Origin of the sequence: Wolbachia endosymbiont (group B) of Parapoynx stratiotata (assembly GCF_947250635.1) — a bacterium.
In the GTDB taxonomy this organism is placed as follows: domain Bacteria; phylum Pseudomonadota; class Alphaproteobacteria; order Rickettsiales; family Anaplasmataceae; genus Wolbachia.
Genome location: NZ_OX366335.1, coordinates 584,106 through 611,052 on the forward strand (window position 1 = coordinate 584,106; position 26,947 = coordinate 611,052).

Consider the following 26,947-nt stretch of genomic DNA (forward strand, 5'->3'; position numbering starts at 1 on the left):
TTTGAACATTCTGTGAAGTTTTTGCGATATATATTAGTAGAGGGGTATGAAAGTTTGAAACTCGTAATTTTCACTCCCACTATTTTCAAGAGGTAACTTAAGTGTCCATGTTATTGCTTAGGCTACCTCCAAACAAATATCTTACAGAATGTCAATACTAACACTAGATTTAGGGAAACAAACCGGATGGGCTATTCTACATGATGGAATAGTTCAAAGTGGCAGTGAGAGTTTTCATACTAGTCGTTTTAGTGGAGGTGGCATGGTATTTCTAAATTTTCGTAAGTGGTTGAATGAAATGAAAGAAAAATTTCCAAGTATTGAAACAGTTTATTTTGAGGAAGTGAGAAGACACCTTGGAACTGATGCAGCGCATTGTTATGGTGGTTTTCTTGCAGTTCTCTCTGCTTGGTGTGAAGAGAATCATATTCCCTATCAGAGTGTTCCTGTTAAGACTATAAAACGCTTTATCACAGGCAAAGGCAATGCAAGTAAGAGTGAAGTTATTGAAGCGATACGTGAAAAAGGTTTTTCACCTAGAGATGATAATCAAGCAGATGCTTTAGCTTTGATGTTCTATGTTATGGAAAGATATTAATAAGCTCATAAAAAGTGGGTCCTTTCAGCCATACTGGCGGGTTTGGTGGTGCTAACCTCAGGCCTTTTCTAGTGTTAGACATATTTTGAATATTAACTTTTTAATTATTAAGAATTTAAACATATATGAATTTAGCAATCCACTACTATCCTACTCGAGATCTAGTCGAATATGAGCGTAACCCACGTAAAAATGATGACGTAGTAAATAGAATGTGTGCTTCTATTCGGGAGTTTGGTTTTCGTATACCAATAGTTGCAAAAAGCGATGGGACTGTGGTTGATGGCCATTTAAGACTTAAAGCAGCAAGAAAACTTGGTATGGAGAGTATTCCAGTGGTCTTAAGTGATAATTTAAATGAACCACAAACCAAAGCTTTTCGGTTACTGGCAAATCAATCAGCTAATTGGGCAAAGTGGGATGATGATCTTTTGAAGGTGGAAATTCAAGAGTTAGAAGATTTACAATTTGATCTTAAAATGACTGGATTTGAGCTAGAAAAAGTTCAACATTTCCTTGATGACTTAGATGGTGAAAAAGAAGATTTTTCTGACTTGGTTGGTGATGAAAAAAGGGTAGAAATAACAAAACCAGGGGATTTATGGATTTTAGGTGATCATAGAATCTATTGTGGTGATAGCTCTGTAGTTGAATCATATAAAGCGCTGTTAGATGATAAAATGGCAGACATTACTGTTTGTGATCCTCCATATAACGTTGATTATGGTAGCAGTCAAGAAAGAGAGGATAAAAAGATACTAAACGATAATCAAGGTGAAAAGTATGAGCTTTTTCTCTATGACATCTGTTCCCATATTTTAGCATATACGAAGGGAGCAATTTACATTTGCATATCATCATCAGAGTTTTCAACGTTGAAAAAAGCATTTGAGGAGGCAGGAGGAAAATGGTCAACATTTATCATTTGGGCAAAGAGTCACTTTACGCTAGGAAGATCAGATTATCAAAGACAATACGAAGCAATGCTCTATGGATGGAAAAGCGGTAATAAACGTGAGTGGCATGGAGGAAGAAATCAAAGTGATCTGTGGTTTTATGATAAGCCAACACATAACTCATTACATCCAACAATGAAGCCAGTAGAGCTAATGGAGAGAGCAATAGTTAATAGCAGTAGACCTGGAGATATAGTATTTGATCCATTTAGTGGTTCTGGAAGTACACTGATTGCATGTGAGAGAACAGGAAGAATCTGTAGGACAATAGAGCTAGATTCAAAATTTGTAGATGTAACCATAAAACGTTGGCAAATATATACCGGAAGAGATGCCCTTTTAGCCAGTACTGGTAAAACTTTTGCGGAAATTCAAGAAGAAAATTCGTAAAAAGGAGCGAAAAGAGAGGAGGAAAAGAGTGGAAAAAATCACACAAACAGAATGGGCAAGAGAGATAGGAGTATCAAAGCAATATGTCTGTTCTTTAGTAAAAAAAGGAATAGTTGAGCTGGAAGATGGACTCATTGACCGAGAACAAGCAAACAGGGCTATAGAAACAATCAGAGATCCAAGTCAACCACTGAGAAGAAAAAACTATTCAGAAAGCGGAGAAAAACTTTCCACGATGTTGCTTAAAACGCGAATAAAAAATGAAATGGAGCGAGGTAAACTTCTTGAGGCGAAAGCTAAGGCTGAGATAGGAGAACTTGTAGCAGTAGAAGAAGTAAAGCGCGATGCGTTTAATGTAGCAAGAGTTGTACGTAATAATTTGCTTAATATTCCAAATAGAGTTTCAGCACTGCTTGCATCACTGAGCGACACTGAAAAGATTCATATGGCGCTAACCGAAGAGATTACAAACTCATTACAAGAATTATCTAATACTAAATTTCAAATATAAAAAAGATTTTGAATATAAAATGGCTGATAACTTAAGTTTAGAGTTAATAAAATGCCTCATTAATCAACCTGGATTAGATGTTAATGTCAGAGGGTTAAACGGAAAAACTCCACTGCATTGCGCTATAGAGTTTGATGAATTAAGTATGGTAGATCTGTTACTCACGAAAAAGAACATTAATCCTTTTGTTGAGGACAATGAAGGCAAAACCTCCTTAGATTATGCCAAAGAAGGTAAAAAAGCAGAAATATTACAAGCATTAATCAATCACAAATACGGATCAGAACAAGATAGCTTACTTCATTTAGCTGCAATGATAGGTGAAATTAATGCAGTTAGATATTTGATCAGAAAAGGTATTGACGTTAATGTACGAAATGCTCTGCATCATACTCCATTACATCTAGCAGCAGGCATAGGACATGAAAATGTTGTCAAAATTTTAGTGGAAGAAGGAAGCGCTGAAATAGATGTCTTTGATGCACGAAATCAGACACCAATGCACTATGCAGTTAATAACAAGAAGTTGGAGATAGTAAAGTTATTACTGGAGCTAGGAGCAGATGTAAATAGCGCACGTGTAGGACAAAACTCGATGAAATTATCACCTGTGCATATAGCTGTAAGTAATACTAATTACGATGAAAGGGATTTATGTCTTGATATTCTCAAATGCTTAATAAAGGAGCCTAATGCTCAAGTCAATTTGCAGGACTACGAAAATAGAACACCTCTACATTACGCTGAAAGACTTAAAACAATAGAGGTCTTACTAACGCGAGAAGATATAGACCCTCTGGTAAAAGACGATAGGGGCAAGACACCATTTGATTACGCTAAACCTGAGATAAAGAAGGCTTTGATGAGTAATAAATACGGTTCTGAAAAGAATAGTCTACTCCATTTAGCTGCACAAAGAGGAGAAATTGAGCTTGTAGATGCAATCTTAAAGGAAGAAATTGATATTGATATTGTAAATAATAAAGGTTTATCACCTATTTACCTTGCTGCAGAAAAAGGACATTTACATGTAGTAAAATTACTACTGAAAAAAGGAGCAAACTATACACCTGTTTTGCACTTAGCAATCAAGTCAAATAATTTAGAGTTACTTAAAGTTTTATTTACTGAAAAAAATGGAGCGTTACTCTGCAGAGATACCGTTGTTAATTTTCCAACCCTTCATAATAAATATATAGCACAGAGAGAAATAGCAGATAAAAGGATGAAAAAACATAATAATATTATCTGCATCTGTATTACAGTTAGCGCAGTAGCAATGGCAGCATATATAGGTTTAACAGCAACAACAATAAGCAGTACAATCATTTTTGCAACAACAACAGGAATACTTGCGCTTATTATAGCAATAATGATAAGTGAGATGAGCAAAAGATACATAGAAAAGGAATTTCAGAAAAAGATGTTTATGGAACTGGAAGAGTGTAGTTCTACTGTTAATGATGTTGAGATAGAGTCAATTATGAGTAGATGCAGACAATGATATACGCTAGAGCTTTTTCTGAAGGTTTAAGACCAGATCCAGAGCTTAAAGTATCAGAGTGGGCAAATGAGTATCGAGTTCTAGCACCAACTGCAGCATCAGAGCCAGGGAAATGGAGAACAGAAAGAACTCCTTATTTAAAAGAAATAATGGATTCACTTTCTCCTTCTTCACCTGCAGAAAAAGTAGTATTCATGAAAGGAGCGCAGATTGGGGGAACAGAAGCTGGTAACAATTGGATAGGCTATATCATCGATCAAACACCAGGGCCAATGCTAGTAGTACAGCCAACAGTTGAAATGGGAAAACGTTGGTCAAAAGGAAGATTTGCGCCACTGATTGAAAGTACACCATGTTTAAAAAGTAAAGTAAAAGACCCAAGATCAAGAGATTCAGGGAATACTGTACAAAGTAAGGAATTTCCAGGTGGAATTGTAGTAATAACAGGTGCAAATAGCAGTGTAGGACTTCGCTCTATGCCAGTAAAATACCTCTTTCTTGATGAAATAGATGCATATCCAGGAGACTCAGGAGGAGAAGGAGATCCAGTACTGCTCAGCATAGCTCGTACCAATACATTTGCACGGCGAAAGATCTTTTTAGTATCAACGCCAACGATTCATGGAATAAGCAGAATTGAGAAAGAATTTGAAGCAACAGATAAGAGATATTTTTTTGTACCATGTCCGCATTGTAATTATTACCAAATATTAAAATGGTCACAAATAAAATGGGAAGATAAAAATCCAAATACAGCACACTATATATGTATAGAATGTGGTGAAAAGATAGAAAATCATCAAAAGACAGAGATGCTTGAGCGTGGAGAATGGAGGCCTACTAATAGAGTAAAAGGTGAGAAAAAAGGATTTCATCTTTCAAGTCTTTATAGTCCAGTAGGCTGGTATAGCTGGACTCAAGCAGTAGAAGATTTTCTTCATGCAAAAGAAAGTGAACAATTACTGAAGGTTTGGATAAATACTACACTTGGAGAAACCTGGGTAGATAAAGGAGAAGTACCAGACTGGAAGCAATTATTTAACAGGAGAGAATTTTTTCAGATTGGCACAGTACCAAGGAGAGAAGTGGTACTTACTGCAGGAGTAGATGTCCAAAAAGATCGTCTAGAGGTGGAAGTTGTAGCATGGGGAAAAAGTCGTGAAAGTTGGTCAATAGACTACCAGGTATTTGAAGGTGATACTGGAGGAGGAGAAGTATGGGGAAAACTTTCGGAGCTCCTCAATCATCATTTTATCGGTGAAAATGGTCTTGAATACATGATAAGTATGATGGCGGTTGATGCTGGGTATGCGACACAAGAAGTATACAATTGGGTAAGAGGTCATCAAGGCTCTGGAAGAGTAATGGCAGTAAAAGGTGTAAATAAAGCATTAGTACCACTTAGCAGCCCAAGTAGAGTTGATATAACAGTTGGTGGTCAAAAGCTAAAAAGAGGAATAAAGCTTTGGCCAGTGGGAGTATCGATATTAAAGTCAGAGCTTTTTCAGCTACTTAATATTTTAAAAGAAGAAGAGAAAGTGCCAGCAGGATATTGTCATTTTCCCGAGTATGCACCTGAGTATTTTAAGCAGCTAACGGCAGAGCAATTAGTCAGCAAGGTAGTAAAAGGATACACCAAACAAGAGTGGCAAAAAGTAAGAGAAAGAAATGAAGTACTAGATTGCCGAATTTATGCGAGAGCAGCATCTATTGCGCTTGGAATTGATCGTTGGCCAGAGAGTAAATGGAATAGTTTGAGTGGAAAAATAGAAAGTAAAAAACCTAAGAAAGTAAGACAGAGTAAGTGGCTGGAAAATGTATAACGAAGAGTATTTAGTTCAAGTCGAAGAAGCGATAAAGAAGCTGCAAAACGGAGAGCGAGTAGTATCAATTGCATATGGTGACCATGTAGTGAGATATGCTGAAGTTCAGATAAATGATTTACTAAACTTAAGACAACGTATTAAAGCTGAGCTAAAGATTGTTGGAATGAAACCGAAGAGAAAGATTGTTTTTTCAAGGGAACGTTCAAAAAAGTGTGTCAAGCCGCATTTTTAGTTCAACTCAATTTTCAATCTATCTGGAAAGAAAATATCAAGTTGAGAAATAGTTAAAGCCCAATTAGGGAGAGCCATAATCCACTTTTGCTCTACCTTTTTTATAGCACAATATACCTGTTTGTACAAGGCATTTGTACTAGTAAATGAACCCTTAGTTTTAGTAAATTTCCTGATTTGTCTATGCAACCCCTCAATTGGATTGGTGGTGTAAATCAGCTTCCTAACTTGCCCAGAATACTTAAAATAACTGGATAAGTTTTCCCAATTGTTCTGCCAGGATTTTATAACTAAAGGATACTTCTCTCCCCATTTTTCTTCCAGCTCAAGCAGATAATTCTCAGCGATCTCTTTACTTGAAGCACGATATATTTTTTTCAAATCATTCATGAAAACTTTTACATCTTTGCTAGATACATATTTCAGTGAATTCCTTATCTGATGCACTATACATAGCTGTACTTCTGCCTTAGGAAACACACTATTTATAGCCGCAGGAAAGCTTTTTAGCCCATCAATGCAGGCAATTAGAATATCTTCTACTCCTCGCTCTTTTAGGTCATTTAGAACTCCCAACCAGAAGTTAGCTCCTTCACTTTCAGCCAAATAAAAACCTAATACTTCTTTTCTGCCATTTTGATTTATGCCCAATATATTATACATGCATTTACTTATACAATGTCCGTCCTCCTTGACCTTAAAGAACATGCCATCCATAAACACTATTGGATACACTGATTGCAGTGGGCGGCTGCGCCATTCATTGATTACTGGTAGCAGTTTATCAGTAATACTGGATATCTCTGCTGCTGATATTTTGTGGTCATATATTTCCTCAACATGTGAAGCTATATCTCTGTATCCCATGCCACTGGCATATGTGCTTAAGACCTTTGCTTCAAGTTCTGGATGTAGGCTTGTTTGCCTTTTTTTGACTATTTGCGGTTCAAAGCTTCCTTCTCTGTCTCTTGGTGTTAATAGTTCAAATGAGCCTGAACTTGTACGTAAAGTTTTTGCATTCCTTCCATTTCTTCGGTTATTTTCTTCACTTTTAGCTGACATGTGGCTTTCTATTTCACCTTCCAGACTTGCCTCTAGCAACCTTTTTATAAACGGTGTTAATGCTCCATCTCTTCCTGTCAATGGTCTTCCTTCTCGTATAGATGACAGGATATTTGTTTCTAATTCTTTATAATCTACCAAACCAGTAGTTCTATTTGCTTGACCCATATCAAACCTCCATTTTTTATATCAATTTATTACTTTTTTTTCGGTTTGACACACTTTTTTGAACGTTCCCTTTTTCAACGAGTAAAGGGATCATATAATGATAAAAATCGTTAAAAGGAACCGTATGACAAAAATTATAGCAAAAGAATATACAGAATTTTTAGAGCAGCTCAAAGAACAGATTGCTACTAGTCGTTATAAAGCAGCACTAGCAGTAAATAGCAAACTCATTGTGCTTTATCACTATATTGGTACAGAGATCTTAAGGCGCCAAAAAGAACATGGTTGGGGTGCTAAAATCATAGATCAGCTAAGTAAGGATTTGAGAAGCGCATTTCCAGAAATGAAGGGATTTAGTGCTAGGAATCTTACTTATATGCGTCAATTTGCTGCAGAATATCAAGATACTGAATTTACGCAGCAGGTTGCTGCACAATTGCCTTGGTTTCATATTGTAGTTATTTTAGATAAAGTAAAAGATCCAAAAGAAAGACTATTTTATTTTCAAAAAGCTATAGAGCACGGTTGGTCACGTAGTATAATGGTGATGCAAATCGAACGTGAATTGCACAAACGTCAAGGAAAAGCTGTTACTAACTTCAAAGATAAGTTACCTTCTCCCCAGTCAGATTTAGCACATTATACATTAAAAGATCCATATATTTTTGATTTTTTGAGTATAGGAGATGACGCTCATGAAAGAGAAGTGGAAAAAGGTCTTGTAGGCCATGTAGAGAAGTTTTTGCTTGAGCTAGGGGAAGGATTTGCATTTGTAGGTAGGCAATTTCACTTAGATGTTGGAAATAAAGACTTCTATATTGATTTATTGTTTTACCATTTAAAGTTACGTTGCTTTGTAGTAATTGAGCTAAAAGACAAAGATTTCAAGCCAGAATATGCAGGTAAAATGAATTTTTATCTTTCAGCCGTTGATGATTTACTAAAGCACGAGACAGATCAACCATCTATAGGATTAATTTTATGCAAGTCAAAGGATAACGTGCTAGCTAAGTATACACTGAAAGACATAAATAAACCGATAGGGTTGGCAGAATATAAAATTACTGAAAATCTACCAGAGAATGTAAAGACAGCCTTGCCAACAATAGAAGAGCTAGAGGCTGAGTTATCCAAAGTTTCAGATAAGGAAAAGTAATGCTGTTAAAATCGTTCAAGCAATTATTTAGCAAACCAAAGATAAAAAGTTTAGCATGGGATGCAGCGGGCTCAGGAAGAAGGGTAATGTATTGGCAAGGAGAAGCGGGAAGCATAAATAATTTGCTTTCTCAAAGCCTTGAGCACCTGCGTAGTAGATCACGTGATATGGTGAGAAAAAATCCATATGCAGCAAATATAATTGATACGATAGTAAGTAACTCTATTGGAACAGGAATAAAACCACAATCAAAAGCAAGAGATGGAGAATTTCGCAAAAAAGTACAAGAATTATGGCTAAAATGGACAGATGAAGCAGACAGTAATGGAGTAAGTGATTTTTATGGATTACAAGCTCTAGTATGTAGAAGTATGATAGAGGGAGGAGAATGTTTTGTACGTTTAAGAACGAGAAAGCTGGAAGATAGATTTTCTGTGCAATTACAACTGCAAGTACTTGAGTCTGAACATTTAGACAATAAAACAAATCAAACTTTAGCAAATGGTAATGTAATAAGAAACGGGATTGAGTTTAACAAGCTTGGGCAAAGAGAAGCATATTACTTATTTAGAGAACATCCAGGCGAAGGCTCATTTGGAGAATCAGTAAGAGTACCAGCAAATGATGTTTTACATATTTATAGACCACTAAGACCTGGGCAAATCAGAGGTGAGCCTTGGCTTTCGAGTATACTGCTAAAGCTTTATGAGCTTGATCAATATGATGATGCAGAGCTGGTGAGAAAGAAAACTGCAGCAATGTTTGCAGGGTTTATTACAAGGCTCGATCCTGAAGCAAATATCATGGGAGAAGGTGAAGCAAGTGAGCAAGGAGTAGCACTATCTGGCCTAGAACCTGGAACAATGCAGCTTTTAGACCCAGGAGAAGACATCAAATTTTCGGAACCATCTGATGTTGGAGGAAGTTATGAAGCGTTTATAAGACAGCAACTGAGGGCAATAGCAATAGGTACAGGAATAACATATGAGCAGCTAACAGGAGATTTAACAGGTGTTAATTATTCATCAATCAGAGCTGGATTAATAGAGTTTCGTCGTAGATGCGCTATGCTGCAACACAACATTATGGTATTCCAGTTTTGCAGACCAGTATGGAATAGATGGCTAGAGTTAGCAGTGCTTTGTGGAGAACTGAGTATAGATGAAAAAGTAGTAAAAGCAGCGAAAGAAGAAGTAAAATGGATACCACAGGGATTTGATTGGGTGGATCCACTGAAAGACCAGCAAGCACAGCAAATGGCAGTAAGGAATGGATTTAAGAGTCGATCGGAAGTAGTATCAGAAATGGGTTATGATGTAGAAGAAATTGATCAAGAAATAGCAGAAGATCAAAAGCGAGCTAATTCTTTTGGACTTTGTTTCGATTCTGACGTTAATCATCAAAGGGAAGGAAGGTGATGTGGATAAATAAACCAGTAATGGTAGAGAGAAGAAGCTTTGAACTATTATCATTATATAATAGCAAACAACCTATCTTTAAGAACTTAAAGCATTTTCATATAAACCCAAAAGGAATAGCAATAATACGTATTTATGGAGTGTTGACAAAAAAAACAGAAGCTTTTGATCATATTTTAGATATGACTTCGTATGAAAATATTCATGAAGAGATAGAGAGCGCTTTAGAAGATAAAAGCATAGAAACGATTCTACTTGACATAGACAGTCCAGGAGGAGAAGTAAACGGTGTCTTTGACCTAGCTGATTTTATTTATGAATCAAGAGCAAAAAAGAGGATAATAGCGATAGCAAATGATGATGCGTACTCTGCTGCATATGCTATAGCTTCAAGCGCTGAAAAGGTTTTTGTGTGTAGAACCTCTGGTTTTGGAAGTATAGGTGTTATTGCAAGTCACATTGACCAAAGCGGTTTTGATGAAAAGCAAGGAATAAAATACACAACTATTTTTGCAGGCAAGAGAAAGAATGATTTAAATCCACATGAGCCAATGACGTCTGAAAGTCTGGAAAGCTTACAAAAAGAAGTAGACCGACTATATGAAATGTTTGTGCAGCTAATAGCAAGAAACAGAGGTCTTTCAATTGAAAAGATTCGATCAACAGAAGCAGGTCTATATTTTGGCGAGAAAGCAGTAGAAATAGGTCTTGCAGATGGAGTTACAACATTTTTTGAATTTATTAACAAAGGAGAAAATACTATGAATAAACAAACTACAACTGACCTAGAAACTGATAATTTAACTAAGTATCGTACTGAAGTTGTTGAATTAATACGTTTATGTAACTTATCACGAATGCCAGAGAAAATAGGAGAATTTATTGAGCAGGGCGTAAGTGTTGAGCAAGCAAGGGAGGTTTTAATGGAATTACTTGCAGAGAGAACGAAGAAGACAGAGATACTGAGTGCAATACCACAGAATTCGCAGGAAGATTTGATGACACAGGTAGCGAAAAGTCGGTGCATTTAAATTTTATAACCGCCATATATAGTGCTCTGCGGTAAATAAGTGTCCAAAATGCGCCATAATGGCTAATTATAAGGTAATAACCGCAGTGTATAGCAGTTATAAACACGGCGGTAAAAAAAATAAAAAAAGGAGAGAAAAAGACATGATAAGTATAACTGAAGGAAATAATTTAGGCGATCTTCTGAAATATGAAGTGTCCAACCTATATTCAAGAGACCAAATAACAGTAGCTAAAGGTCAAAATCTTAAGCTTGGTGCAGTAGTTGCCAAAAAGACGGAAGATGGTTTTATTAGAGTACTTAATCCTGCTGGAACAGATGGCACACAAACAGCAATAGGTGCAATAGTAAGTGATGTAAATGCGACAGAAAATGCCAAAGCAGTAATTATTACTCGTGGTGCAATACTAGCAGATCATGCAGTTGTGTGGCCAGCAAATATCACTGAAGAACAGAAAGCTGAAGCAATAAAGCAACTTGAAGGACGAGGGATCATTGTCCGCAAGGGAGTGTAACTTAAATTAATAAGGGGGAAAAAGAATGCAAAATCCATTTACAAATACAGCATTTAGCATGACGGCACTAACAAATGCGATGAATATATTGCCGATAAATTATGGACGAGTTGAAAATCTAAATTTGTTTCCAAGTAGGTCAGTAAGATTTAGACATATTACAATAGAAGAACATAATGGAGTTTTAAGTCTACTACCAACGCAAGTACCAGGGGCACCAGCAACAGTAGGAAAACGTGGTAAAAGAAAGGTAAGGACATTTACCATTCCTCATATTCCTCATGATGATGTGGTGTTACCAGAAGAAGTACAAGGAATAAGGGCATTTGGATCAGAGAGTGAACTGAAAGCGCTGGCAGATGTAATAACTGACCATTTGCAGCTAATGAGAAATAAACATGCAATAACGTTGGAGCATTTGCGTATGGGAGCGCTGAAAGGAATAATTTTAGATGCTGATGGGTCAGAATTATTAAATCTGTACAACGAATTTAAAATAACACCAAAAGTAGTAAATTTTGCCCTTGGAACAGCAACAACAGATGTAAAACGTAAGTGTCTGGAAGTATTGCGGCATATTGAAGACAACTTAAGTGGTGAATATATGACCGGGATTCATGCTTTAGTAAGCCCTGAGTTTTTTGATGCACTTACTTCTCATACTAAAGTAAAAGAAGCATATGAAAGATGGCAAGAAGGAGCAGCGCTTCGGAATGATATGAGGTCAGGGTTTACGTTCTGTGGAATCACATTTGAGGAATATAGAGGGCAAGCAACTGATCCTGAAGGAACCGTGAGAAGATTTATAGAAAGAGATACAGGGCACTGTTTTCCAGTAGGAACAGCAAGTACATTTACAACATATTTTGCACCAGCAGACTTTAATGAGACAGTAAATACCCTTGGACAGCCACTATATGCAAAACAAGAGCCAAGGAGGTTTGATAGAGGAACTGATTTACATACACAGTCAAATCCTCTGCCAGTGTGCCACAGACCAGGAACATTAGTAAAAGTCGTTGCAGCATAACAATACTGGTAGAGTAACTACAAGTTGGTGAGGCACAAGAGGACTCTACTAGTATATACCTTATTAGCATACTTATGAAAGAATGCAAGAGAATATTAAGAGATTACTAAAAGATTGTTTTGCCCATTTAGGAGAAGTGGCTTTGTATAAATCAAAGGATAAGTCATACATGGTACAAGTATTAAAGCAACAGCCAGATAAATTATACGAGATTGGTGAAGGACAATTTGTGGAAGAAACTTTAGCGTTAGAAGTAAGTGCGTTTGATGTGTTAAGGCCAATAGTAGGAGATGTTTTTGTTATAGGTGATCGAAGATATAAAGTACACTCACCGCCACTTAGAGACAAGTCTGGAATAACGTGGAAAATAAAAGCGTCTGGGGTGTAAAATGTCTGTTCATATAGAAGTTGAGGTAATAGAAAATGTAAATGCTAAAAGAAGAAAAGTAGAATTAGCAACGGTAAAGGCATTAAACAAAACGGCACTATGGTTAAAAGCGCAAGCAGCTAAGGAAATCAGTGAAGAAAAGCAGATAAAATTAAGTTTGATAAGAAAGAGATTAAGAATTTTTAAGGCGAAAACTAGCAGATTAGACGTGTTGATTAGAGCAAATCTCTATGACATTAGAGCATCGACAATTGGCAAGATACAAAAAACAAGAAGAGGATCGAAAGTAGGAAAGCATGAGTTTATAGGAGGATTTGCAGCAGTTATGCCAAAAGGAAATAGCGGTATGTTTAAACGTGAAGGAAGAGCAGCATTGCCAATAAAGGAAGTTAAATTGCCACTCGAACCTGAGGCTTCAAGGATAATAGGAAATCTTGTTAATTATGAGGTTGAGAAAGTGTTTACAAAATTTTTTGGGAACGTTCAAAAAAGTGTGTCAAGCCGCATTTTTAGTTCAACTCAATTTTCAATCTATCTGGAAAGAAAATATCAAGTTGAGACATAGTTAAAGCCCAATTAGGGAGAGCCATAATCCACTTTTGCTCTACCTTTTTTATAGCACAATATACCTGTTTGTACAAGGCATTTGTACTAGTAAATGAACCCTTAGTTTTAGTAAATTTCCTGATTTGTCTATGCAACCCCTCAATTGGATTGGTGGTGTAAATCAGCTTCCTAACTTGCCCAGAATACTTAAAATAACTGGATAAGTTTTCCCAATTGTTCTGCCAGGATTTTATAACTAAAGGATACTTCTCTCCCCATTTTTCTTCCAGCTCAAGCAGATAATTCTCAGCGATCTCTTTACTTGAAGCACGATATATTTTTTTCAAATCATTCATGAAAACTTTTACATCTTTGCTAGATACATATTTCAGTGAATTCCTTATCTGATGCACTATACATAGCTGTACTTCTGCCTTAGGAAACACACTATTTATAGCCGCAGGAAAGCTTTTTAGCCCATCAATGCAGGCAATTAGAATATCTTCTACTCCTCGCTCTTTTAGGTCATTTAGAACTCCCAACCAGAAGTTAGCTCCTTCACTTTCAGCCAAATAAAAACCTAATACTTCTTTTCTGCCATTTTGATTTATGCCCAATATATTATACATGCATTTACTTATACAATGTCCGTCCTCCTTGACCTTAAAGAACATGCCATCCATAAACTGTATTAAACAAGACTTGATCTGACACTTTAAAAAAGTAAGTTATAAAATAATAAAAGAAAGGAGTGTTAGATATGAGTACGATACAAACAAAAATACTAAAACCAAAGTTAGGGTTATTAGAACTAGCAAAGCAATTAGGTAACGTATCACAAGCGTGTAAGGTGATGGGTTATTCGCGTGATACATTTTATCGATTTAAGGAGTTATATGAAAGTGGGGGAGAAGGAGCATTACATGAAATAAGTAAGAAAAAACCCCTATTAGCAAACAGAGTTTCCGAAGATATAGAAAGGGCAATAATTGGCATAGCTACAGAATTTCCAGCATATGGACAACAAAGAGCTGCAAATGAGCTGAGAAAAAGGGGTGTAATAATTTCCGAAGGTGGCGTAAGATCTGTATGGCTAAGAAATGACATTGAAACGTTCAAAAAAAGACTTAAAGCCCTTGAAGCAAAGGTTGCACAAGACGGCATAATTTTAACTGAAGAGCAACTTGCAGCATTGGAAAAAGTTAAAGAGCAAAGAGAAGCTCACGGTGAAATTGAAACAGAACACTCAGGTTATTTAGGGTCTCAAGATACTTATTACGTAGGCAATATCAAGGGCGTTGGGCGCATTTACCAGCAGACTTTTATTGATACATATTCGAGAGTGGCTTTTGCTAAGCTTTATACAGATAAAACTGCTATTACCGCTGCCGACTTGCTGAATGATAGAGTAATACCATTTTTCGATGTACAAAACGTGCCATTATTGCGCATTTTGACTGATAGAGGTACAGAATATTGTGGTAAACCAGAAAATCACGCTTATCAGCTTTATTTGGGAATTGAAAATATTGATCATTCAAGAACTAAAGCCAATTCACCACAAACTAATGGCATATGCGAAAGGTTTCATAAAACTATGCAAGATGAGTGTTACAATATTATCTTTAGAAAGAAAATCTACAGTTCTTTAGAAGATTTGCAGATAGATGTTGATCATTGGTTACGCTCTTACAATGAGACCAGGCCTCACTCAGGTAAATATTGCTATGGTAAAACGCCTATGCAGACTTTTCTTGATAGCAAACACATTGCTTTTCAGAAAAATATTAGTAACGTTAAACAAGAGACTGATATTAGTTTTAACTACCTCAATTCTTCTGTCAGTTAATTCGTTGCTGTCAGATTAAGTTGTGTCTAGTACAGATTATGGCTCTCCCTAATTGGGCTTTAACTATGTCTCAACTTGATATTTTCTTTCCAGATAGATTGAAAATTGAGTTGAACTAAAAATGCGGCTTGACACACTTTTTTGAACGTTCCCGCAGTTTATCAGTAATACTGGATATCTCTGCTGCTGATATTTTGTGGTCATATATTTCCTCAACATGTGAAGCTATATCTCTGTATCCCATGCCACTGGCATATGTGCTTAAGACCTTTGCTTCAAGTTCTGGATGTAGGCTTGTTTGCCTTTTTTTGACTATTTGCGGTTCAAAGCTTCCTTCTCTGTCTCTTGGTGTTAATAGTTCAAATGAGCCTGAACTTGTACGTAAAGTTTTTGCATTCCTTCCATTTCTTCGGTTATTTTCTTCACTTTTAGCTGACATGTGGCTTTCTATTTCACCTTCCAGACTTGCCTCTAGCAACCTTTTTATAAACGGTGTTAATGCTCCATCTCTTCCTGTCAATGGTCTTCCTTCTCGTATAGATGACAGGATATTTGTTTCTAATTCTTTATAATCTACCAAACCAGTAGTTCTATTTGCTTGACCCATATCAAACCTCCATTTTTTATATCAATTTATTACTTTTTTTTCGGTTTGACACACTTTTTTGAACGTTCCCTCTTAATTTACAAAAGCAACGGGAGATTGAAAAGAGTATGTGCAAGAAGGAGCTGCTACAAAGGGCCATGCCAAAAGATATTGAGATTGATGTAAGTCGATGTTACAAAATCAATTATGCGAAAATATTAATATAGATGATGAAGATTTTAGCATACTAGATGCAACAGTGGTAGACAATGTATACAATTTAGCTGCATATTTTAATAGTATAGCTTTTCTTATAGTAGTCCGAACAGGGTAAGATATGTGTTTATGGCTATAGTAGGCCAGTAGCATATTATGATTTATTTGGATTATTGTGAAAAGAGCTATAGATCTGGAAAAAAAATTCTGTAAAAGGTCGGCTCAGCCAATCGTGTTTTAATACAGTCTCATATCCTGAAAATACACCTTGTGGCCAGCTCCTGTACAATGACATCTCATTTTCCTGAAAAACAACATAAAAGAGTATTCTTAAAAGATTATTGATATCGATTCGACTCCTTTGCAATAATTTATTAACTGTAGTAATTTATATTTAAATAATAATTTTCAACTTTTATGGTAAATTAGCAATTTTTTCCCTAGAATCAGAAACTCTTCTTAATTCTTCACGTTTTACCCATGAACCCTTCTGCTTATTGGATTCGCTTATTAATTCAGGACGCATTAACCCACCAGATCTAGCAAAAACACCTCGGTCTATGGCTTCAATGACTGATAAACCTCCCAGTAAGCAATTTTGTCCTATTTCTTCATAATTTTCTATTCCCTCATTACAATCTTCTATTGCTTCATTATAACTTTCTATTTTATCAAGTAGAAGTAGGCCTTCTTCACTCACCTCTACTTTTATCCAATTTTTATTTTTCTCATCAGGATATAACCTAACTTCTAATTCTCCCAAACTAGTATAGAAAGTTAATACTACATCGCTGCCTTCTGTAAGATCTGTGTAATTCCTTATGCCATCTTCAATTTTAATTTCTACTTCACTATTACCGATCTTTACTATATTTCTTCCACACTTTACATCTCCATCTGTTAGACCTAAATCCCTTGCCCCATCTGTTATCTTTATAATGTCTATTTTACTATCTTTAGAATATTCTAAGTAAAAAACGGAGTTGTCTACTCTTGCATCTTTTAGCTCGCTATTGGTTGCACTTTTTGCGATTTCAATAAACTTATGAGAATTGCTAATATAATCTCTATAAGCTTTTTTTAGGTTAGTTTTATGCTCTTTAAATTCTGATGTCAGTGTGTTAGCATCAACTGTATTACCAAACACTGCCCCTTTTGATACTAATTGACATATTATATTACTAGCAACTTTAGGATTTTTTTCCAACTCACTGATTTTTTTCATCACATAATCGGTAAAAGTGTACTCATTACCTGAAAAGAAATCTTGTGAAAGAGAATAGTTTAATCGTACACCAGACTTTATAGCATCGTTTACAATCTCTTCAAGTTCAGCCATGTTTTGAGCCTGAAACACCTTATCAGAAAACTCATTTAACTTTTCCTTTTGATTTGAGGTTAAATTAACGAGTAATTTACTGACCTGTCCTTTCTTTTGCTGACGATAAATATTTATACCATAATCTAATGCTCCTGCTTCTAGAAATATTTTTCTTAACTCTTGAGCAAGATCTTCATTATCCCAAGCAAAACGATCAACATACGAAAACACTTTTGATTCACCCATTCCTTGCCTAATATTTAGCACTACTTTTAGGTCTGAATCTCTTTTATGCTTACTTAAAAACTCCTTTAAATTTTTAGTGCAGTCTGAATCGAGTACAAGTAAGTCATACAATTCCTTATTCAACTTTTTCTGTTTATCAGTTAAAAATAATTCTTCTATATTATAGCAGAGTTTATTAGTTGCTATTTGTTGTGGAGTTTTGCCCTTTCTACTTGTTATATTAGGTTTAGCTCCTTTCAAAAGAAGAGAGTTTGCATTATCGTGGTGACCTTTGGCAGCAGCAAGGTATAATGGTGTTTTTCCTTTATTATCTTGTATGTTAGGATCTGCGCCTGCTTCTAAGAGTAAATCTATAGCCTGATTTCCTGTGCGACGAAATCCACCAATCTTTGCTCCTGCAATTGCATGCAATACTGTTGATTGAGATTCTCCTCTTCTTAGGTTAAGAATTACTTTTAAATCTTTATTGTTTCTATTATCATGTAAAAATTCTTCAAGGGGCTCAGTATTATCAAATGAACCACAGTTAGAAGTTAAACATTTTAGAGCACTAAGTAACTTTTTGTTTAAATTTTTTTGACTTGGTGTAAGGTCATGATCTAGAGCAAACCAAACACAAATCTGTTCACTTAATCCAAGTTTGCTATCTATCAAAGATAATGGTTCATTATAGTTTCTGACTGATGGTAAGTCTCCTGAGTACCACATATCATTCATCAGCTCATTTAATAAATGCTCTTTAGATGATAGATGTTCTATAATTGATTCATATTCAAAATCAGATGGCTCTGGTTTGGATTTTAGCTTTATTTGATTGATGATAGATTTTGTTATCCCAGTAAATTTACCCATACTTACTCCTCTGAGCTAAAACATATGATATATTATATGCAATATATAACATTAAATCAATAACCATAATCTTTTTACTACTCACGTCGTTTGTTAAGTTTTTATGGTGAGTAATATAAGATCTTTAGACAATCAAGCAGTTTAGCATTTACCCTACAGTACGGCTTGTTGTCTGTTTTGAATTTGTTACTATCTCACACCAACTATTTTTTTTCTTTTCATTAGATAAGGTAATTTTTTCAGAAGATTGACGTAGTGTTTCATGTTTTTCAAAATATCCTCGTTTAATCGCATCATGTACTGAATATCCACCAAGTAAGCAATTTTCTCCTATTTCTTCCTTATCTTTTAATTGATCAAGTTTCTTCTTGTCATCGTCACTTATCTTTACTTCAATTTTATTGTTGTCTTTATCACTAGAACGTAGATGAATACTAATCTTTCCTACTTCAGTAGTAAAAGACATTTCAATGCCACCTTCTAAAACGTCTGTATAATTTCTTTTTCCTCCTACATTTTCAACTCTTACTATACTCTTTCCAACATGAAATATATGATGTCTAAAACTTAAATCTTTCACTTTTGGATTATTTATAACTTTTGCAACCTCAACAGTGCTATCTTGCGAATATTTTACATAAAAATATCCATTATCCATTTCTACGTGTAAAGCTTTGCCTTGGGCACTACTGTTTATAATACCTTCATCTGCTACACTTTTTAGCTTGTTATCGATTTCTTCACGTTCTGCAAAAATCTCATAACTGAACCCATAAGTTGCATACAATAACTTATCATCATAAAAGGAACTGCATTTTACTCTTCCACCTTTTAATAGTAAATTACTCATGATATTGCGTATAATACCTATATTTTTATCATCTGATACACCCTCGTAGGCAGGAATATCTCTTATTCCCTTAGAAACTAAACTTGTTATAGTCTCACTATCGTCTGATAAACTCTCATAAGGTGGTAATCCCTTATGCTGTCGTATTCTATCAGGGATATTTCTTATTTCCTTAAAAATTAAACTTGTTATAGTATACTTATCATCGTTATATTTTGAATTGAGTCTTATCCCTTTTTGCAAATATTTATTTGTTATGCACTCTATACGCTCTAAAGCAGTGTTTGTAAAATTTTCATGCTTATCCCTATAACCTTGATCATTTTTTGTTACTACATCTTTTAACTCTTTACGAAATTCATCAATTAGACTTCTCTCACTTTCAGTCAGTAGTAGATCTAACTTAATTAAAGCAGAGTCTCTTGGACTAATAGAGTAATTTTTCCAATATAAATCACTATCATCAGTTTCACTCTGATACGACAATGTATGTTTTACACATGTGTCAACAGCCTCCCTAGTTTCATGTCTCTGATCAAGGTCATAACATTCCGAACGATTACTTATTCCTTGAACAAACAAACTATAATCATCTAAATCTGTTATGTCATCTTCAGGCGTTGGTTCCTCATTGCTATTACGCTCAATTTTTGAATGCCATGGCTCAGTATTTAATTCCTCTCCTAGCTTTTGTTCACTGATAGATTCTACAACATATTTTACTGACTCTGTATCCATACTACCTCCTAGCCTAGATATAGAATATATTATGTACAATATATAATATTGGTCAAGCTAATTTCAACACAATCTTTTTACTACTCATATTTTTGTTAAGTTTTTATGGTGAGTAACAATGGAGTATGTAGATAGGTTAAAAGTTGCTTATGACTGCAAATTTGAGCTAATTTTACTATAGATTAAAATAGTTAAGACCTATATTTGATATCACTATTATTAAGAGCGTGATGGATTATGCTTTAAAGGAGTACGGAAACTGCTGAAGTTTTTACAGCAAACCTGTATGGAGCAACTTCAGCAGAATAAACAAACACATGCCAGTATTAGTAGAGAATTATTTATAAGTCAATTAACTTTTTCAAAAAATATTTTAGTGAAGATACCATGCTAGCTAGTATTATAAACAATTCAATTGTTTACTCCTTCAAAAAAGATCGTATATTTTTGAGAACAAGTTGCGTAAAAATAAGGTTATAAAAATAGAAGATTTAAATTATTTCCATAAGCTTAGGCAAAACAGTTCGTATGTATATATGGATAAAATGGGCTAATATGGCTAGTTTTAGCGTATAGCAAAGTCAGAATACAAAAAAGTTCGTATGTATCGCGCGGTAGACCATGACATCCCAAAGAAAACACTTCTCACGTTTGCTTGTTAATTATGTATAAATATAATTATATTATTGATTTAATAATAGAAGATATGATAATATGTATTAATTAAAGTGATGTTGTTAGCCATCAAAAAGTAACTTGCTTTAATAATTTTTGTTGCTATACTATAGTATAGGTTTAATATAGTGGGTTTGATATGTTGAAGTTGAGTGAAGTACCAGGTTCATCATCTGATGGTGGTGCTCGAGAAAGCTGTGTGACTAGAGAGCCTATTTCCATTTTTAGTCAGATAAAAAAGGCAGAGAATGAAGAGAGAAAAGAGGAGCTAAATCGACTTTTAGAGGCATTAAGGAAGAAGTTGCCTGAGGGCTTTAAGATAGGGGCTGCTGTGGGTGAAGGGGATTGTTTTTTTGACTCCTTGGCTCAAGGATTGAACGAGCTAAAAGATCAAGGTTTGATTACAAGTAGTAAAGGATTTAGTGTAAAGTTTTTACGGGAAAGTTGTAAGCAATATGTACAACAAGTTAATCAATCAAAAAAAGGCTCATGGTTGGATAATGCTTTAAAAGGAGAAGATGGAAAACTTTGTGAATATATTTCACGTATTGAATTTACTGCAGAAAACATTGAAAACGCTATATGGGGAAGATCTGAGATTGAAGGAAAAATGATATGTGAAAAGTATAGCGTAAAAATTAGGGTTATAGAATTGAGAGATGAAGAGATAGATGGAGTACATGTCACTAAAGGTAAGGTAGGTACAGGTAATAATATTGTTTATATAGTGAATTACAGAAACCATTCTGTACCACTTCTTAGTAATATTAAAAAGGATATAAAGAGAGGCATAAAAGTTTCTAGAGAGGAAGTTTACGGTTCGATACCATTGCAAAATATTGAAAACTCCTCACGCAAACAAAGTAGTTATTCAAGAAGTTCAAGTAAGGAAATTTGTGAAATTGGTGTAAGCTCTAGAAAACGTAAGTGTTCTGTTACAGATAAAGACAGTAAGGTAATAAAAAGGGCACGCATTAATATAAATGTTACTAATAATGAAGACTCAGAGTTTCCTAGTGATTTACAAGATGAATCTAAACATGATGAACTGGATAATACTTGTCAAACTAAGAAATATATTCCTCATCATTTGATTGGGCTTATGTATCAATTAGACTTGTCGGTGCTTTGCTCACTTAGAAAGTCCATGTATGAACATAAATATCCTTCGTTGTCATTAGCATTTGAAGATTCTGAAATTGATAAGTTTAGTAATATTGTTCTTCGTTACGAAAAGAAGTCTATTCATATACAAGTTGAAAATGTAGACAAGTATTATATGGATGACGGCATTAATTATGCTAGGCTATTCACTAAAGAAAAACGAAGTTTTTCTTTTATTAATGATTACTTTGAGAGTTTTGTAAGACATCTAATATCTAAATCGGATAGTTTATCAAATGATATAGAATATCTTATTATCTATACTAATTCATGCTTGAATCTTACAGAAGAAAAGGAATTAAAAAAAGGACGATTTAAAAATTTTTACCCTTTTAAATTTGATAGCATGGATATAGAGGAATGTGATATTTTGAAAGACTTTTTGTTTACAAATGATAATGCGCAAGGGTGTGGTTTTTATCAATTTTCGCAAGATAAAATAACAAGAAAAGAACTTTTAAAGCGATTAGAATGCTCGTCTGCTGTGCAAAAAGTGATAAAAGGAAGAAAACTTTCCCGGGAAGAAATAAAAGAAAAATTTTTAGATAAATTAGTATTTGCAGTTAATCAGCCTAATAGAGAAGAACTGAACAGCATTATTAAAAATGAAATGGAAAAGAATAGTGAAATTCAAGACAATTATATAACATTACAAGAAAAAACATTACGTGATTTAACAGCTTCAGAAAAGCATAAAGAACTTGTACCTGGAATTATGTATGAGTTTAATTTGTTAATGTTTTTCTTGCATGATATGTTCTTGCATAAAAATATGTTTTCTATAAACCTTGGAGGAAAAAGCTCTGATATATCTAATGGCATTACTATCAACTATAAAGACAGAACTGATTACATAAAGGCTCATAACGCAGGTAGTAATATTGATTACAGTCAGTTATTTCCCTCCAGAAAACAGAAAGGAAAGAATACGTTTTCTATTAACAAGCATTTTTCTCTTTTTGTTGAAGAGTTAAAAAATGATATGAGATATTTTATTATCTACACTAATGCAGATCTAGATCTTACAGGAAAAAACGAATTAAAAAAAGTGCTATCTAAAGGTTTTTATCCTTTAAAATTTGATAGTATAGATATGGAAGCATGTGACATTTTAAAAGACTTTTTATTTATGAACGATAATACGCAAGGGTATAGTTTTTATCAATTTTCGCAAGACAAAATAACAAGAAAAGAACTTTTAAAGCGATTAGAATGTTCTTCTGCTATACAGAAAGTGATAAAAGAAAGAAAATTTTCTCAGGAAGAAATGAAAGAAGCATTTTTAGGTAAATTAGTATTTGCAATTAATCAGCCTAGTAGAGAAGAACTGAGCAGCATTCTTAAAAGTGAAGTAGAAAAAAATAATGAGTCTAATAAAGTTCCATACAATTATAAAGAATTACATGAAATAGCATTACGTTGGTTAGAATCTCATGAATTTGGCCCTATTACAAAGGGAATAATGGAAAAGCTTTTTGGAGATATAAAAAATAATAGGTCTAGTTATCAGAAAATTCAAAAAAATATTGATGAAGAAATCAAATTTGCTAGAAGCTTAGTTGGTAGAGAAGGAACACCCTCATTTTATCAATTCTTAAATTTTTTAATTAAGGGAGAAGGAAGAAGATATCTAGAAGTTCTAAAAAGAAATGAGGTAAGTCTAGCTAATATGTCTAGTATTTTGCATGGAGCAGGAGATGAAGCTGTAAGAGCTTTTAAAGACTTATATAACTTTTGGTTTGATAAAGAAGGAAATAAAATGCAATATTTAAAAACTCTAGAAAAAGAAGGAATAAACCTAGTTAATATGTCAAGCATTTTACATGGAGCGAGAGCGAGTGCTGCTCAAGCCTTTAAAGACTTGTATGACCTTTGGTTTGATCAGAACGGGAAAAAAACACAATATTTAACAAAACTAGGAGAAAATGGAGTAGATCTAGTTCGTATGTCCAGTATCTTAAGTGGAGCAGGAGCTAATGCTTCTCGAGCCTTTAAAGACTTATATGATCTTTGGTTTGATCAGAACGGGAAAAAAACACAATATTTAACAAAACTAGGAGAAAATGGAGTAGATCTAGTTTGTATGTCCAGTATCTTAAGTGGAGCAGGAGCTAATGCTTCTAAAGCTTTTAAAGATTTATATAATCTTTGGTTTGATGAAGAAGGAAATAAAACGCAATGTTTAAAAACTCTAGAAAAAGAAGGAATAGATCTAGCTAATATGTCCAGTGTCTTGCATCGAGCAGGAAATAGTGCTGCTCAAGCCTTTAAAGACTTATATAATCTTTGGTTTGATCAGAACGGAAAAAAAACACAATATTTAACAAAACCAGCAGAAAATGGAGTAGATCTGGTTCGTATGTCCAGTATCTTAAGTGGAGCAGGAGCTAATGCTTCTCGAGCCTTTAAGGATTTACATAATCTTTGGTTTGATCAGAACGGAAAAAAAACACAATATTTAACAAAACTAGGAGAAAATGGAGTAGATCTAGTTTGTATGTCCAGTATCTTAAGTGGAGCAGGAGCTAATGCTTCTAAGGCTTTTAAAGATTTATATAATCTTTGGTTTGATGAAGAAGGAAATAAAACGCAATGTTTAAAAACTCTAGAAAAAGAAGGAATGAATCTAGCTAATATGTCCAGTGTCTTGCATCGAGCAGGAAATAGTGCTGCTCAAGCCTTTAAAGACTTATATAATCTTTGGTTTGATAAAAGAGGAAATAAAACGCAATATTTAAAAATTCTAGAAAAGGAAAGAATAAATCTATCTACTGTGTCTAGTATTTTGCATGGAGCAGGAAATAGTGCTGCAGAAGCTTTTAAAGACTCGTATGATCTTTGGTTTGATGAACAAGGAAATAGAACACAATATTTAAAAACTCTAGAGAAAGAAGGAATAAATCTATCTAATATATCCAGTATTCTAGGTGGAGCAGGAACTAATGCTCCTAAAGCTTTTAAAGATTTATGTGATCTTTGGTTTGATGAGCAAGGAAATGAAAAGCAGTATTTAAAGCATTTTATTGAGAAAAAAGATGGGGAAAAAACTTTTACGATGTATAACTTATCCAGTATTTTAGGTGGAGCAGGAGCTAGTGCTAAAGATGCTTTTGAAAAATTGCATAGTGTTTGTTTTAATGACGAAGGAAAAAGAACAGAACTTTTAGATGACTTCTATAAGGCAGGTTTTGAGCCAAGTAACTTATCCTGTATGTTATGTAAAGCAGGAATTCATACTTCTTCCATCTTAAAAAGATTGCATAGCGTTTGTTTTAATGACGAAGGAAAAAGAACAAAACTTTTAGATGACTTCTATAAGGCAGGTTTTAGGCCATGTGATTTTTGCAGTATATTAAGTGGAGCAGCGGATAGTTTAGAAAAATTTCATGATTTTTGTTTTATAGGAGAAACAAAAAAGTATTTAAACCATTTTTTAAATGAGGAAAAAGGTTTTACGCTGAGCAATTTATGTAATATATTGCATGGAGTAAGAGCTAATATTTGTTCTGCTTTAAAAGATTTTCATGATGTTTGTTTTGATGAGGTAGGAAACAAAACGCAGCTTTTAGCTGATTTCCGTAAGGTGGGTTTTATGCCTAGTGATTTATCCAATATATTGTCCATGGCAGGAACTAATGCCAATTCTATTTTAAGAAATTTTCATAAAGTTTATTTTAATAAAGAAAATCATTTAAATCACTTCTTAGCCAAGAAAGAACTTTTTACACCAAAGGATTTATCCAAGATATTACATGGAGTAGGACTTAATATTTGCCCTACCTTTGAAAAATTGCATGATCTTTGTTTTGATAAGGCAGGCAACAAAACAAAGTATTTAAACAATCTTATCAAAAATAATCGGCATGAGATGTTTAATATATTATATAAAAAAGTCAGAAAAGCTCCTTCTGCTTTCTTAGATGAACAGAATATTAGTGAAGGAGACAAAATAACCAATGTAGGCCTTGAGTCAAGTAGCTCATCTGGTAGAACGGAGCAAGGACAAAATTTAGGTAATGCACAACAAAATGATCCTAAAGTTAAGAGAAAAACCAGGAAGGGTACCTTAAATCGGGGTGAAAACAGTCAAGAAACTACTGACGGAATAGATGATAACCCTGAAACTTATTTAAATGATCCAACAGTAGACAAGCAGCTACAAGAATCATGTCAGACAATTTCTTTCTGAAGTTGTTTTATTTCAGCTTTAGGAAGGCCGGTTGTTTGGGAGATGATATCAATGGAAACACCAGCCTTAAGTAGGTTTTTTGCAACTTCAATGTCCCTTTCTTTGCGACCTTCCGCCCTGCCTTTTTCATGACCGATTTGGATGCCTTCTTGTCTACCTTCTTGTCTACCTTTTTGAGTGGCATCATCGAGTTTTTGAGCGAGGACAGCCTGTTCATCACGAATACGCTTGATCTCCTGTTCATAGGCGATAAATTCTTTTTCTGACCAGTTGAATCTATTTAGCTCTTCATAGGCCTTTTTAATTATTAGATCACTACCTATTATTTTTTCCAGCTCTTCTTCACTGGTTTCGTCTGCATATTTGAAGAAGTAAACCCATTTCTCAACTATATTCTCTAACTGATCTTCTTTTGTCTTCGGAAATTTTGGCAATTCAATAAATATGAAGTAAAAATCTTTTAGATCATGTTCATTAGTATCTTCATCGCGAATAGTGTGCTTTGATTTATACTCAGACTTATCAGGAAATAAAATACAATCTGCTATAGCAATAAAGATAATTTCCTTAAGGTCCTGGTATTGATCACCTTTATCGGCTTGTCTTGAATAGGCTTTAGCAGCATAGTATTGGGCACGTTTCTCGAAGCCTTTGGTTTTAGCGACCTGCATTTCGACTATCACTTGTAGCCCATTTTCATCTCTACAAAGAACATCGACAATGCTTTGTTTTTTGGAGGCAATCTCAGGGTCTTGAATAGTACTTAAAAACTCTATATCCTTTATTGCACTTTTACCAGTGAAGCCAAGAATATCATTAAGAAAGTGAATAAGAATATCTTTATTTTTTTCAGTACCAAAGATGCGCTTGAACGATATATCATTCTTAGGATCGAGAAACTTGGAAAGAGCCATGAGAAAGTAAGATAAAAA

General features: G+C 34.5%; 19 protein-coding genes and 2 pseudogenes. 15 read left to right on the forward strand and 6 right to left on the reverse strand.

The genetic code is table 11. From position 1 onward, the window contains the following. Window positions 1–148 precede the first annotated feature (148 nt). The 6 genes from OOT12_RS02580 to OOT12_RS02605 all read left to right on the forward strand — a co-directional run bounded on the left by OOT12_RS02580 (window position 149) and on the right by OOT12_RS02605 (window position 6,017). Window positions 149–598, forward strand: a complete 450-nt coding sequence (locus tag OOT12_RS02580; protein ID WP_264377085.1) for a crossover junction endodeoxyribonuclease RuvC — start codon at window positions 149–151, stop codon at window positions 596–598. 125 nt (window positions 599–723) lie between these two features. After that, window positions 724–1,944, forward strand: coding sequence for a DNA modification methylase (locus OOT12_RS02585; RefSeq protein WP_264377086.1), 1,221 nt, complete (start codon window positions 724–726; stop codon window positions 1,942–1,944). Between the two features lie 28 nt (window positions 1,945–1,972). Continuing rightward, on the forward strand, window positions 1,973–2,455 hold the full coding sequence (locus OOT12_RS02590) for a hypothetical protein (protein ID WP_141457100.1): 483 nt from the start codon (window positions 1,973–1,975) through the stop codon (window positions 2,453–2,455). A 19-nt stretch (window positions 2,456–2,474) separates the two neighbouring features. Beyond that, window positions 2,475–3,959 (forward strand): ankyrin repeat domain-containing protein, encoded by a 1,485-nt coding sequence (locus tag OOT12_RS02595; protein ID WP_141457102.1) that lies wholly within the window; start codon window positions 2,475–2,477, stop codon window positions 3,957–3,959. Then, on the forward strand, window positions 3,956–5,782 hold the full coding sequence (locus OOT12_RS02600; RefSeq protein WP_264685403.1) for a phage terminase large subunit family protein: 1,827 nt from the start codon (window positions 3,956–3,958) through the stop codon (window positions 5,780–5,782). Before OOT12_RS02595 ends, OOT12_RS02600 begins: the two co-directional genes overlap by 4 nt. Then, window positions 5,775–6,017 (forward strand): gpW family protein, encoded by a 243-nt coding sequence (locus OOT12_RS02605; protein ID WP_264685368.1) that lies wholly within the window; start codon window positions 5,775–5,777, stop codon window positions 6,015–6,017. Before OOT12_RS02600 ends, OOT12_RS02605 begins: the two co-directional genes overlap by 8 nt. Here the strand turns inward: OOT12_RS02605 and OOT12_RS02610 are convergent. Beyond that, window positions 6,014–7,246 (reverse strand): IS256 family transposase, encoded by a 1,233-nt coding sequence (locus tag OOT12_RS02610; protein WP_264685173.1) that lies wholly within the window; start codon window positions 7,244–7,246, stop codon window positions 6,014–6,016. The genes OOT12_RS02605 and OOT12_RS02610 overlap by 4 nt on opposite strands. A 124-nt stretch (window positions 7,247–7,370) precedes the next feature. On the opposite strand from OOT12_RS02610, the gene OOT12_RS02615 reads away from it, so the two are divergent. From OOT12_RS02615 to OOT12_RS02645, 7 genes are all read left to right on the forward strand, one after another. Continuing rightward, the gene (locus tag OOT12_RS02615; protein ID WP_096097252.1) at window positions 7,371–8,402 is read left to right on the forward strand and encodes a PDDEXK nuclease domain-containing protein; all 1,032 of its coding nucleotides are present in this window, start codon (window positions 7,371–7,373) and stop codon (window positions 8,400–8,402) included. Then, the gene (locus OOT12_RS02620) at window positions 8,402–9,820 is read left to right on the forward strand and encodes a phage portal protein (protein WP_264685369.1); all 1,419 of its coding nucleotides are present in this window, start codon (window positions 8,402–8,404) and stop codon (window positions 9,818–9,820) included. Before OOT12_RS02615 ends, OOT12_RS02620 begins: the two co-directional genes overlap by 1 nt. Continuing rightward, the gene (locus tag OOT12_RS02625; RefSeq protein ID WP_264377087.1) at window positions 9,820–10,851 is read left to right on the forward strand and encodes a S49 family peptidase; all 1,032 of its coding nucleotides are present in this window, start codon (window positions 9,820–9,822) and stop codon (window positions 10,849–10,851) included. Before OOT12_RS02620 ends, OOT12_RS02625 begins: the two co-directional genes overlap by 1 nt. 142 nt (window positions 10,852–10,993) lie before the next feature. After that, window positions 10,994–11,365 (forward strand): head decoration protein, encoded by a 372-nt coding sequence (locus OOT12_RS02630; protein WP_214303461.1) that lies wholly within the window; start codon window positions 10,994–10,996, stop codon window positions 11,363–11,365. A 25-nt stretch (window positions 11,366–11,390) separates the two neighbouring features. After that, the gene (locus tag OOT12_RS02635; protein ID WP_214303341.1) at window positions 11,391–12,395 is read left to right on the forward strand and encodes a major capsid protein; all 1,005 of its coding nucleotides are present in this window, start codon (window positions 11,391–11,393) and stop codon (window positions 12,393–12,395) included. A gap of 82 nt (window positions 12,396–12,477) precedes the next feature. Next, complete coding sequence (locus OOT12_RS02640; protein WP_214303342.1) at window positions 12,478–12,783, forward strand: head-tail joining protein; 306 nt, start codon at window positions 12,478–12,480, stop codon at window positions 12,781–12,783. Window position 12,784: 1 nt separating this feature from the next. Continuing rightward, a complete protein-coding gene (locus tag OOT12_RS02645; protein WP_264685370.1) occupies window positions 12,785–13,348 on the forward strand; it encodes a phage tail protein in 564 nt (187 codons plus the stop codon). Here the strand turns inward: OOT12_RS02645 and OOT12_RS02650 are convergent. Further along, window positions 13,293–14,021, reverse strand: a pseudogene (locus OOT12_RS02650) (IS256 family transposase); the annotation flags it as partial. The gene OOT12_RS02645 and the pseudogene OOT12_RS02650 overlap by 56 nt on opposite strands. Window positions 14,022–14,089: 68 nt before the next feature. Between OOT12_RS02650 and OOT12_RS02655 the strand changes: the two are divergent. Further along, a complete protein-coding gene (locus OOT12_RS02655; protein ID WP_019236582.1) occupies window positions 14,090–15,178 on the forward strand; it encodes an IS481 family transposase in 1,089 nt (362 codons plus the stop codon). Between the two features lie 154 nt (window positions 15,179–15,332). Here the strand turns inward: OOT12_RS02655 and OOT12_RS02660 are convergent. The 3 genes and pseudogenes from OOT12_RS02660 to OOT12_RS02670 form a co-directional block, all read right to left on the reverse strand. Continuing rightward, a pseudogene (locus OOT12_RS02660) lies at window positions 15,333–15,785 on the reverse strand (transposase); the annotation flags it as partial. Window positions 15,786–16,395: 610 nt separating this feature from the next. Continuing rightward, on the reverse strand, window positions 16,396–18,399 hold the full coding sequence (locus tag OOT12_RS02665; protein ID WP_264685232.1) for an ankyrin repeat domain-containing protein: 2,004 nt from the start codon (window positions 18,397–18,399) through the stop codon (window positions 16,396–16,398). 148 nt (window positions 18,400–18,547) lie between these two features. Continuing rightward, window positions 18,548–19,987, reverse strand: coding sequence for a hypothetical protein (locus OOT12_RS02670; RefSeq protein ID WP_264376879.1), 1,440 nt, complete (start codon window positions 19,985–19,987; stop codon window positions 18,548–18,550). An 814-nt stretch (window positions 19,988–20,801) separates the two neighbouring features. On the opposite strand from OOT12_RS02670, the gene OOT12_RS02675 reads away from it, so the two are divergent. Continuing rightward, window positions 20,802–26,015 (forward strand): CCDC174 family protein, encoded by a 5,214-nt coding sequence (locus OOT12_RS02675; protein ID WP_264685371.1) that lies wholly within the window; start codon window positions 20,802–20,804, stop codon window positions 26,013–26,015. Here OOT12_RS02675 and OOT12_RS02680 read toward each other — a convergent pair. Further along, window positions 25,997–26,929, reverse strand: coding sequence for an Rpn family recombination-promoting nuclease/putative transposase (locus OOT12_RS02680; RefSeq protein ID WP_264376342.1), 933 nt, complete (start codon window positions 26,927–26,929; stop codon window positions 25,997–25,999). The two genes, OOT12_RS02675 and OOT12_RS02680, sit on opposite strands and share 19 nt — an antisense overlap. Window positions 26,930–26,947 lie beyond the last annotated feature (18 nt).

Excerpts from the sequence above, each read along its gene's own strand:
- OOT12_RS02645 (WP_264685370.1), top strand. The coding sequence starts at position 12,785 with ATGTCTGTTCATATAGAAGTTGAGGTAATAGAAAATGTAAATGCTAAA.
- OOT12_RS02580 (WP_264377085.1), top strand. The coding sequence starts at position 149 with ATGTCAATACTAACACTAGATTTAGGGAAACAAACCGGATGGGCTATT.
- OOT12_RS02655 (WP_019236582.1), top strand. The coding sequence starts at position 14,090 with ATGAGTACGATACAAACAAAAATACTAAAACCAAAGTTAGGGTTATTA.
- OOT12_RS02625 (WP_264377087.1), top strand. The coding sequence starts at position 9,820 with ATGTGGATAAATAAACCAGTAATGGTAGAGAGAAGAAGCTTTGAACTA.
- OOT12_RS02620 (WP_264685369.1), top strand. The coding sequence starts at position 8,402 with ATGCTGTTAAAATCGTTCAAGCAATTATTTAGCAAACCAAAGATAAAA.
- OOT12_RS02670 (WP_264376879.1), bottom strand. The coding sequence starts at position 19,987 with ATGGATACAGAGTCAGTAAAATATGTTGTAGAATCTATCAGTGAACAA.
- OOT12_RS02585 (WP_264377086.1), top strand. The coding sequence starts at position 724 with ATGAATTTAGCAATCCACTACTATCCTACTCGAGATCTAGTCGAATAT.
- OOT12_RS02640 (WP_214303342.1), top strand. The coding sequence starts at position 12,478 with ATGCAAGAGAATATTAAGAGATTACTAAAAGATTGTTTTGCCCATTTA.
- OOT12_RS02610 (WP_264685173.1), bottom strand. The coding sequence starts at position 7,246 with ATGGGTCAAGCAAATAGAACTACTGGTTTGGTAGATTATAAAGAATTA.
- OOT12_RS02630 (WP_214303461.1), top strand. The coding sequence starts at position 10,994 with ATGATAAGTATAACTGAAGGAAATAATTTAGGCGATCTTCTGAAATAT.
- OOT12_RS02675 (WP_264685371.1), top strand. The coding sequence starts at position 20,802 with ATGTTGAAGTTGAGTGAAGTACCAGGTTCATCATCTGATGGTGGTGCT.
- OOT12_RS02680 (WP_264376342.1), bottom strand. The coding sequence starts at position 26,929 with ATGGCTCTTTCCAAGTTTCTCGATCCTAAGAATGATATATCGTTCAAG.
- OOT12_RS02600 (WP_264685403.1), top strand. The coding sequence starts at position 3,956 with ATGATATACGCTAGAGCTTTTTCTGAAGGTTTAAGACCAGATCCAGAG.
- OOT12_RS02595 (WP_141457102.1), top strand. The coding sequence starts at position 2,475 with ATGGCTGATAACTTAAGTTTAGAGTTAATAAAATGCCTCATTAATCAA.
- OOT12_RS02615 (WP_096097252.1), top strand. The coding sequence starts at position 7,371 with ATGACAAAAATTATAGCAAAAGAATATACAGAATTTTTAGAGCAGCTC.
- OOT12_RS02635 (WP_214303341.1), top strand. The coding sequence starts at position 11,391 with ATGCAAAATCCATTTACAAATACAGCATTTAGCATGACGGCACTAACA.
- OOT12_RS02665 (WP_264685232.1), bottom strand. The coding sequence starts at position 18,399 with ATGGGTAAATTTACTGGGATAACAAAATCTATCATCAATCAAATAAAG.
- OOT12_RS02605 (WP_264685368.1), top strand. The coding sequence starts at position 5,775 with ATGTATAACGAAGAGTATTTAGTTCAAGTCGAAGAAGCGATAAAGAAG.